General features: G+C 56.4%; 8 protein-coding genes and 3 pseudogenes. 7 read left to right on the forward strand and 4 right to left on the reverse strand.

Going from position 1 to position 8,247, the window contains the following annotated elements; all coding sequences use genetic code 11:
* Positions 1 to 1,124: DUF4158 domain-containing protein (locus R7H07_RS23635; protein ID WP_206926158.1), on the reverse strand; the 1,124-nt coding region annotated here is incomplete at its 3' end.
* A 470-nt stretch (positions 1,125 to 1,594) separates the two neighbouring features.
* Here R7H07_RS23635 and sul2 point away from each other — a divergent pair.
* The 4 genes and pseudogenes from sul2 to R7H07_RS23655 form a co-directional block, all read left to right on the forward strand.
* A complete protein-coding gene (gene sul2, locus R7H07_RS23640) occupies positions 1,595 to 2,410 on the forward strand; it encodes a sulfonamide-resistant dihydropteroate synthase Sul2 (RefSeq protein WP_001043260.1) in 816 nt (271 codons plus the stop codon).
* A gap of 60 nt (positions 2,411 to 2,470) precedes the next feature.
* Positions 2,471 to 3,274, forward strand: coding sequence for an aminoglycoside O-phosphotransferase APH(3'')-Ib (aph(3'')-Ib, locus tag R7H07_RS23645; protein ID WP_001082319.1), 804 nt, complete (start codon positions 2,471 to 2,473; stop codon positions 3,272 to 3,274).
* The gene (locus tag R7H07_RS23650) at positions 3,274 to 4,110 is read left to right on the forward strand and encodes an aminoglycoside O-phosphotransferase APH(6)-Id (protein WP_000480968.1); all 837 of its coding nucleotides are present in this window, start codon (positions 3,274 to 3,276) and stop codon (positions 4,108 to 4,110) included. Before aph(3'')-Ib ends, R7H07_RS23650 begins: the two co-directional genes overlap by 1 nt.
* A 107-nt stretch (positions 4,111 to 4,217) precedes the next feature.
* Positions 4,218 to 4,733, forward strand: a pseudogene (locus R7H07_RS23655) (DMT family transporter); the annotation flags it as partial.
* A gap of 31 nt (positions 4,734 to 4,764) precedes the next feature.
* Here R7H07_RS23655 and tet(A) read toward each other — a convergent pair.
* Positions 4,765 to 5,964 (reverse strand): tetracycline efflux MFS transporter Tet(A), encoded by a 1,200-nt coding sequence (gene tet(A), locus R7H07_RS23660; protein ID WP_001973670.1) that lies wholly within the window; start codon positions 5,962 to 5,964, stop codon positions 4,765 to 4,767.
* 105 nt (positions 5,965 to 6,069) lie between these two features.
* Between tet(A) and tetR(A) the strand changes: the two genes are divergently transcribed.
* Entirely contained in the window at positions 6,070 to 6,720 is a 651-nt protein-coding gene (gene tetR(A) / locus R7H07_RS23665) for a tetracycline resistance transcriptional repressor TetR(A) (protein ID WP_000164043.1), read from the forward strand.
* A 31-nt stretch (positions 6,721 to 6,751) separates the two neighbouring features.
* Here the strand turns inward: tetR(A) and R7H07_RS23670 are convergent.
* A pseudogene (locus tag R7H07_RS23670) lies at positions 6,752 to 6,886 on the reverse strand (relaxase); the annotation flags it as partial.
* On the opposite strand from R7H07_RS23670, the pseudogene R7H07_RS23675 reads away from it, so the two are divergent.
* Positions 6,881 to 7,177: pseudogene (locus R7H07_RS23675) on the forward strand (MerR family DNA-binding protein); the annotation flags it as partial. The pseudogenes R7H07_RS23670 and R7H07_RS23675 overlap by 6 nt on opposite strands.
* A 57-nt stretch (positions 7,178 to 7,234) precedes the next feature.
* On the forward strand, positions 7,235 to 8,065 hold the full coding sequence (locus R7H07_RS23680; protein WP_001391758.1) for an APH(6)-I family aminoglycoside O-phosphotransferase: 831 nt from the start codon (positions 7,235 to 7,237) through the stop codon (positions 8,063 to 8,065).
* Here the strand turns inward: R7H07_RS23680 and R7H07_RS23685 are convergent.
* A partial coding sequence (locus R7H07_RS23685; RefSeq protein ID WP_206926156.1) for a hypothetical protein occupies positions 8,037 to 8,247 on the reverse strand: 211 nt, incomplete at its 5' end. The two genes, R7H07_RS23680 and R7H07_RS23685, sit on opposite strands and share 29 nt — an antisense overlap.

Consider the following 8,247-nt stretch of genomic DNA (forward strand, 5'->3'; position numbering starts at 1 on the left):
TTCAGGTAAAGGCAGAGGGTCTGGATATCCCTGTCATTCATGACCTTCAATGCCTGTTGTCTGACTACTGAGAAGGGTTGATTATCATCAATGTTCTCATCCACAAACAGATGCAGTAACTCTGCCGCTTTCGTGACATTGTCCGCGGCTGACTGCCAGGACAGGAACACTGCTTGTTGTGCAAAGGTGTTGGCAGCTTCTTGTTGCTTGCGGATATGGTAAATGAACCCATCAGTTAACCGTTCCAGTGCCAGTTGTATCCGCTCTGTCAGGTGACATAGCAACCATAGATGCTGCTGTGCGCGTTTGAATCGTTTGAGTTTACTACCGTAATAGTTGATGAGCTCACCGAAGTGTTGTCGATTTTTAAGAGACAGATTAAGCCCATCGATAACGCCATTGATTTGCGTGCGCCATGGCGCTAACTGATGATAAAGGGCAAGCTCTTTTTTAAGTTCAGGTACGGTCAGACTTTTTGCACCGCCTCTGAGCTGGTTCAGGCTTAGTCCGTCATCAATGGCTGTTATGCTGTCCAGAAAGACGTGAAGTTCAGGACTGGTGAGTTGATTAAGTTGGTGCGCCAGGTCTTTTCTGACCTGCTGCATCGCTCTGCTTATCAGTCTCTGGAGTACGGTGTACCTAGGGATAGCAATGCTGTGACTGGTTAGGAATTCAATAGCAGTATCAAAGAGGTAACGCGGCTCCAGCCAGGCATTGCCCACCTGAACAAGGTGGTCGAAAAGAGAATTGAAGTGCTGACTTTCGTCCCATTTGTGATAACCAGCAAGGTCTAATACTTTTGCGTAGAGTCGATCTTTTTGTTTTTGTGAGGGAGTGAATGGTCTGAGCCCCTTGCCGCCAAGCAGCTCTTTACTGATGAACATTAAATCCTTAGAAACCTGCGAGTAAGCGATATCTAGGATGACGGGCTTTGATTTGAAGTATCCCAAAATCGCGACAAAGTAACATCTATGAGCTCTGAGACGAATTGACCGAAAAACTGCCAATTCCGCATCGTTCAGAGAAAAGTACAGACGTTGTTCTTCGATTGAAAAAATGGGTGGGGAATAAAGATCTGCCTGTTCTGCTCTCGTGAGAATAGTAATTTCGTTTTTGATGGCCATATCAGGGCTGTTCCGTATTAAATGTACGATATTTACCTAATTTGCCACACTTATAAGTAGTAACCCACCTCCGCAGCCATTTATTGGTGTGGTCTACAGAGGATTAAGTCTTTTTAGAGGGGAAAATCCCTAGAACCCCATCTCCAAACATATCAAGCGTGTCTGTATCCCACTCTATTGTAAACAAGACATTTTTATCTTTTATATTCAATGGCTTATTTTCCTGCTAATTGGTAATACCATGAAAAATACCATGCTCAGAAAAGGCTTAACAATATTTTGAAAAATTGCCTACTGAGCGCTGCCGCACAGCTCCATAGGCCGCTTTCCTGGCTTTGCTTCCAGATGTATGCTATTCTGCTCCTGCAGCTAATGGATCACCGCAAACAGGTTACTCGCCTGGGGATTCCCTTTCGACCCGAGCATCCGTATGAGACTCATGCTCGATTATTATTATTATAGAAGCCCCCATGAATAAATCGCTCATCATTTTCGGCATCGTCAACATAACCTCGGACAGTTTCTCCGATGGAGGCCGGTATCTGGCGCCAGACGCAGCCATTGCGCAGGCGCGTAAGCTGATGGCCGAGGGGGCAGATGTGATCGACCTCGGTCCGGCATCCAGCAATCCCGACGCCGCGCCTGTTTCGTCCGACACAGAAATCGCGCGTATCGCGCCGGTGCTGGACGCGCTCAAGGCAGATGGCATTCCCGTCTCGCTCGACAGTTATCAACCCGCGACGCAAGCCTATGCCTTGTCGCGTGGTGTAGCCTATCTCAATGATATTCGCGGTTTTCCAGACGCTGCGTTCTATCCGCAATTGGCGAAATCATCTGCCAAACTCGTCGTTATGCATTCGGTGCAAGACGGGCAGGCAGATCGGCGCGAGGCACCCGCTGGCGACATCATGGATCACATTGCGGCGTTCTTTGACGCGCGCATCGCGGCGCTGACGGGTGCCGGTATCAAACGCAACCGCCTTGTCCTTGATCCCGGCATGGGGTTTTTTCTGGGGGCTGCTCCCGAAACCTCGCTCTCGGTGCTGGCGCGGTTCGATGAATTGCGGCTGCGCTTCGATTTGCCGGTGCTTCTGTCTGTTTCGCGCAAATCCTTTCTGCGCGCGCTCACAGGCCGTGGTCCGGGGGATGTCGGGGCCGCGACACTCGCTGCAGAGCTTGCCGCCGCCGCAGGTGGAGCTGACTTCATCCGCACACACGAGCCGCGCCCCTTGCGCGACGGGCTGGCGGTATTGGCGGCGCTGAAAGAAACCGCAAGAATTCGTTAACTGCACATTCGGGATATTTCTCTATATTCGCGCTTCATCAGAAAACTGAAGGAACCTCCATTGAATCGAACTAATATTTTTTTTGGTGAATCGCATTCTGACTGGTTGCCTGTCAGAGGCGGAGAATCTGGTGATTTTGTTTTTCGACGTGGTGACGGGCATGCCTTCGCGAAAATCGCACCTGCTTCCCGCCGCGGTGAGCTCGCTGGAGAGCGTGACCGCCTCATTTGGCTCAAAGGTCGAGGTGTGGCTTGCCCCGAGGTGATCAACTGGCAGGAGGAACAGGAGGGTGCATGCTTGGTGATAACGGCAATTCCGGGAGTACCGGCGGCTGATCTGTCTGGAGCGGATTTGCTCAAAGCGTGGCCGTCAATGGGGCAGCAACTTGGCGCTGTTCACAGCCTATCGGTTGATCAATGTCCGTTTGAGCGCAGGCTGTCGCGAATGTTCGGACGCGCCGTTGATGTGGTGTCCCGCAATGCCGTCAATCCCGACTTCTTACCGGACGAGGACAAGAGTACGCCGCAGCTCGATCTTTTGGCTCGTGTCGAACGAGAGCTACCGGTGCGGCTCGACCAAGAGCGCACCGATATGGTTGTTTGCCATGGTGATCCCTGCATGCCGAACTTCATGGTGGACCCTAAAACTCTTCAATGCACGGGTCTGATCGACCTTGGGCGGCTCGGAACAGCAGATCGCTATGCCGATTTGGCACTCATGATTGCTAACGCCGAAGAGAACTGGGCAGCGCCAGATGAAGCAGAGCGCGCCTTCGCTGTCCTATTCAATGTATTGGGGATCGAAGCCCCCGACCGCGAACGCCTTGCCTTCTATCTGCGATTGGACCCTCTGACTTGGGGTTGATGTTCATGCCGCCTGTTTTTCCTGCTCATTGGCACGTTTCGCAACCTGTTCTCATTGCGGACACCTTTTCCAGCCTCGTTTGGAAAGTTTCATTGCCAGACGGGACTCCTGCAATCGTCAAGGGATTGAAACCTATAGAAGACATTGCTGATGAACTGCGCGGGGCCGACTATCTGGTATGGCGCAATGGGAGGGGAGCAGTCCGGTTGCTCGGTCGTGAGAACAATCTGATGTTGCTCGAATATGCCGGGGAGCGAATGCTCTCTCACATCGTTGCCGAGCACGGCGACTACCAGGCGACCGAAATTGCAGCGGAACTAATGGCGAAGCTGTATGCCGCATCTGAGGAACCCCTGCCTTCTGCCCTTCTCCCGATCCGGGATCGCTTTGCAGCTTTGTTTCAGCGGGCGCGCGATGATCAAAACGCAGGTTGTCAAACTGACTACGTCCACGCGGCGATTATAGCCGATCAAATGATGAGCAATGCCTCGGAACTGCGTGGGCTACATGGCGATCTGCATCATGAAAACATCATGTTCTCCAGTCGCGGCTGGCTGGTGATAGATCCCGTCGGTCTGGTCGGTGAAGTGGGCTTTGGCGCCGCCAATATGTTCTACGATCCGGCTGACAGAGACGACCTTTGTCTCGATCCTAGACGCATTGCACAGATGGCGGACGCATTCTCTCGTGCGCTGGACGTCGATCCGCGTCGCCTGCTCGACCAGGCGTACGCTTATGGGTGCCTTTCCGCAGCTTGGAACGCGGATGGAGAAGAGGAGCAACGCGATCTAGCTATCGCGGCCGCGATCAAGCAGGTGCGACAGACGTCATACTAGATATCAAGCGACTTCTCCTATCCCCTGGGAACACATCAATCTTACCGGAGAATATCGTTGGCCAAAGCCTTAGCGTAGGATTTCGCCCTCTCCCGCAAACGACCCCTATTTGCGGAACTGCGGGCGTGGCGCTGTTGGTGTTGACACCAAACGCAGCGCTAGATCCTGTCGGCGTCGCAGCGGGCCTGGCGGGGGCGGTTTCCATGGCGTTCGGAACCGTGCTGACCCGCAAGTGGCAACCTCCCGTGCCTCTGCTCACCTTTACCGCCTGGCAACTGGCGGCCGGAGGACTTCTGCTCGTTCCAGTAGCTTTAGTGTTTGATCCGCCAATCCCGATGCCTACAGGAACCAATGTTCTCGGCCTGGCGTGGCTCGGCCTGATCGGAGCGGGTTTAACCTACTTGCTTTGGTTCCGGGGGATCTCGCGACTCGAACCTACAGTTGTTTCCTTACTGGGCTTTCTCAGCCCGGGGACCGCCGTGTTGCTAGGATGGTTGTTCTTGGATCAGACGCTGAGTGCGCTTCAAATCATCGGCGTCCTGCTCGTGATCGGGAGTATCTGGCTGGGCCAACGTTCCAACCGCACTCCTAGGGCGCGTATAGCTTGCCGGAAGTCGCCTTGACCCGCATGGCATAGGCCTATCGTTTCCACGATCAGCGATCGGCTCGTTGCCCTGCGCCGCTCCAAAGCCCGCGACGCAGCGCCGGCAGGCAGAGCAAGTAGAGGGCAGCGCCTGCAATCCATGCCCACCCGTTCCACGTTGTTATAGAAGCCGCATAGATCGCCGTGAAGAGGAGGGGTCCGACGATCGAGGTCAGGCTGGTGAGCGCCGCCAGTGAGCCTTGCAGCTGCCCCTGACGTTCCTCATCCACCTGCCTGGACAACATTGTTTGCAGCGCCGGCATTCCGATGCCACCCGAAGCAAGCAGGACCATGATCGGGAACGCCATCCATCCCCGTGTCGCGAAGGCAAGCAGGATGTAGCCTGTGCCGTCGGCAATCATTCCGAGCATGAGTGCCCGCCTTTCGCCGAGCCGGGCGGCTACAGGGCCGGTGATCATTGCCTGGGCGAGTGAATGCAGAATGCCAAATGCGGCAAGCGAAATGCCGATCGTGGTCGCGTCCCAGTGAAAGCGATCCTCGCCGAAAATGACCCAAAGCGCGGCCGGCACCTGTCCGACAAGTTGCATGATGAAGAAGACCGCCATCAGGGCGGCGACGACGGTCATGCCCCGGGCCCACCGGAACGAAGCGAGCGGGTTGAGAGCCTCCCGGCGTAACGGCCGGCGTTCGCCTTTGTGCGACTCCGGCAAAAGGAAACAGCCCGTCAGGAAATTGAGGCCGTTCAAGGCTGCCGCGGCGAAGAACGGAGCGTGGGGGGAGAAACCGCCCATCAGCCCACCGAGCACAGGTCCCGCGACCATCCCGAACCCGAAACAGGCGCTCATGAAGCCGAAGTGCCGCGCGCGCTCATCGCCATCAGTGATATCGGCAATATAAGCGCCGGCTACCGCCCCAGTCGCCCCGGTGATGCCGGCCACGATCCGCCCGATATAGAGAACCCAAAGGAAAGGCGCTGTCGCCATGATGGCGTAGTCGACAGTGGCGCCGGCCAGCGAGACGAGCAAGATTGGCCGCCGCCCGAAACGATCCGACAGCGCGCCCAGCACAGGTGCGCAGGCAAATTGCACCAACGCATACAGCGCCAGCAGAATGCCATAGTGGGCGGTGACGTCGTTCGAGTGAACCAGATCGCGCAGGAGGCCCGGCAGCACCGGCATAATCAGGCCGATGCCGACAGCGTCGAGCGCGACAGTGCTCAGAATTACGATCAGGGGTCTGTTGGGTTTCACGTCTGGCCTCCGGACCAGCCTCCGCTGGTCCGATTGAACGCGCGGATTCTTTATCACTGATAAGTTGGTGGACATATTATGTTTATCAGTGATAAAGTGTCAAGCATGACAAAGTTGCAGCCGAATACAGTGATCCGTGCCGCCCTGGACCTGTTGAACGAGGTCGGCGTAGACGGTCTGACGACACGCAAACTGGCGGAACGGTTGGGGGTTCAGCAGCCGGCGCTTTACTGGCACTTCAGGAACAAGCGGGCGCTGCTCGACGCACTGGCCGAAGCCATGCTGGCGGAGAATCATACGCATTCGGTGCCGAGAGCCGACGACGACTGGCGCTCATTTCTGATCGGGAATGCCCGCAGCTTCAGGCAGGCGCTGCTCGCCTACCGCGATGGCGCGCGCATCCATGCCGGCACGCGACCGGGCGCACCGCAGATGGAAACGGCCGACGCGCAGCTTCGCTTCCTCTGCGAGGCGGGTTTTTCGGCCGGGGACGCCGTCAATGCGCTGATGACAATCAGCTACTTCACTGTTGGGGCCGTGCTTGAGGAGCAGGCCGGCGACAGCGATGCCGGCGAGCGCGGCGGCACCGTTGAACAGGCTCCGCTCTCGCCGCTGTTGCGGGCCGCGATAGACGCCTTCGACGAAGCCGGTCCGGACGCAGCGTTCGAGCAGGGACTCGCGGTGATTGTCGATGGATTGGCGAAAAGGAGGCTCGTTGTCAGGAACGTTGAAGGACCGAGAAAGGGTGACGATTGATCAGGACCGCTGCCGGAGCGCAACCCACTCACTACAGCAGAGCCATGTAGACAACATCCCCTCCCCCTTTCCACCGCGTCAGACGCCCGTAGCAGCCCGCTACGGGCTTTTTCATGCCCTGCCCTAGCGTCCAAGCCTCACGGCCGCGCTCGGCCTCTCTGGCGAGGCGGATGTGACGCGGGTGCGCTTCGTGAAATCAGCCCAGCGGCTCGGATTCAGCCTCGACGAGATCGCAGAGCTGCTGAGGCTGGATGACGGCACCCACTGCGAGGAAGCCAGCAGCCTGGCCGAGCACAAGCTTCAGGACGTGCGCGAAAAAATGACCGACCTGGCGCGCATGGAAACCGTGCTATCCGAACTTGTGTTCGCCTGCCATGCGCGGCAAGGGAACGTTTCTTGCCCGCTGATTGCTTCGCTGCAAGGGGAGAAAGAGCCGCGTGGTGCCGACGCGGTGTAGCCGAGGGTAGTTACGCCTTAGCGTGCTTTATTTTCCGTTTTCTGAGACGACCCCTTCATGCCGCCTGTTTTTCCTGCTCATTGGCACGTTTCGCAACCTGTTCTCATTGCGGACACCTTTTCCAGCCTCGTTTGGAAAGTTTCATTGCCAGACGGGACTCCTGCAATCGTCAAGGGATTGAAACCTATAGAAGACATTGCTGATGAACTGCGCGGGGCCGACTATCTGGTATGGCGCAATGGGAGGGGAGCAGTCCGGTTGCTCGGTCGTGAGAACAATCTGATGTTGCTCGAATATGCCGGGGAGCGAATGCTCTCTCACATCGTTGCCGAGCACGGCGACTACCAGGCGACCGAAATTGCAGCGGAACTAATGGCGAAGCTGTATGCCGCATCTGAGGAACCCCTGCCTTCTGCCCTTCTCCCGATCCGGGATCGCTTTGCAGCTTTGTTTCAGCGGGCGCGCGATGATCAAAACGCAGGTTGTCAAACTGACTACGTCCACGCGGCGATTATAGCCGATCAAATGATGAGCAATGCCTCGGAACTGCGTGGGCTACATGGCGATCTGCATCATGAAAACATCATGTTCTCCAGTCGCGGCTGGCTGGTGATAGATCCCGTCGGTCTGGTCGGTGAAGTGGGCTTTGGCGCCGCCAATATGTTCTACGATCCGGCTGACAGAGACGACCTTTGTCTCGATCCTAGACGCATTGCACAGATGGCGGACGCATTCTCTCGTGCGCTGGACGTCGATCCGCGTCGCCTGCTCGACCAGGCGTACGCTTATGGGTGCCTTTCCGCAGCTTGGAACGCGGATGGAGAAGAGGAGCAACGCGATCTAGCTATCGCGGCCGCGATCAAGCAGGTGCGACAGACGTCATACTAGATATCAAGCGACTTCTCCTATCCCCTGGGAACACATCAATCTCACCGGAGAATATCGCTGGCCAAAGCCTTAGCGTAGGATTCCGCCCCTTCCCGCAAACGACCCCAAACAGGAAACGCAGCTGAAACGGGAAGCTCAACACCCACTGACGCATGGGTTGTTCAGGCAGTACTTCATCAACC

Origin of the sequence: Vibrio sp. Vb1127 (assembly GCF_033338735.1) — a bacterium.
Lineage (GTDB): Bacteria > Pseudomonadota > Gammaproteobacteria > Enterobacterales > Vibrionaceae > Vibrio > Vibrio alginolyticus.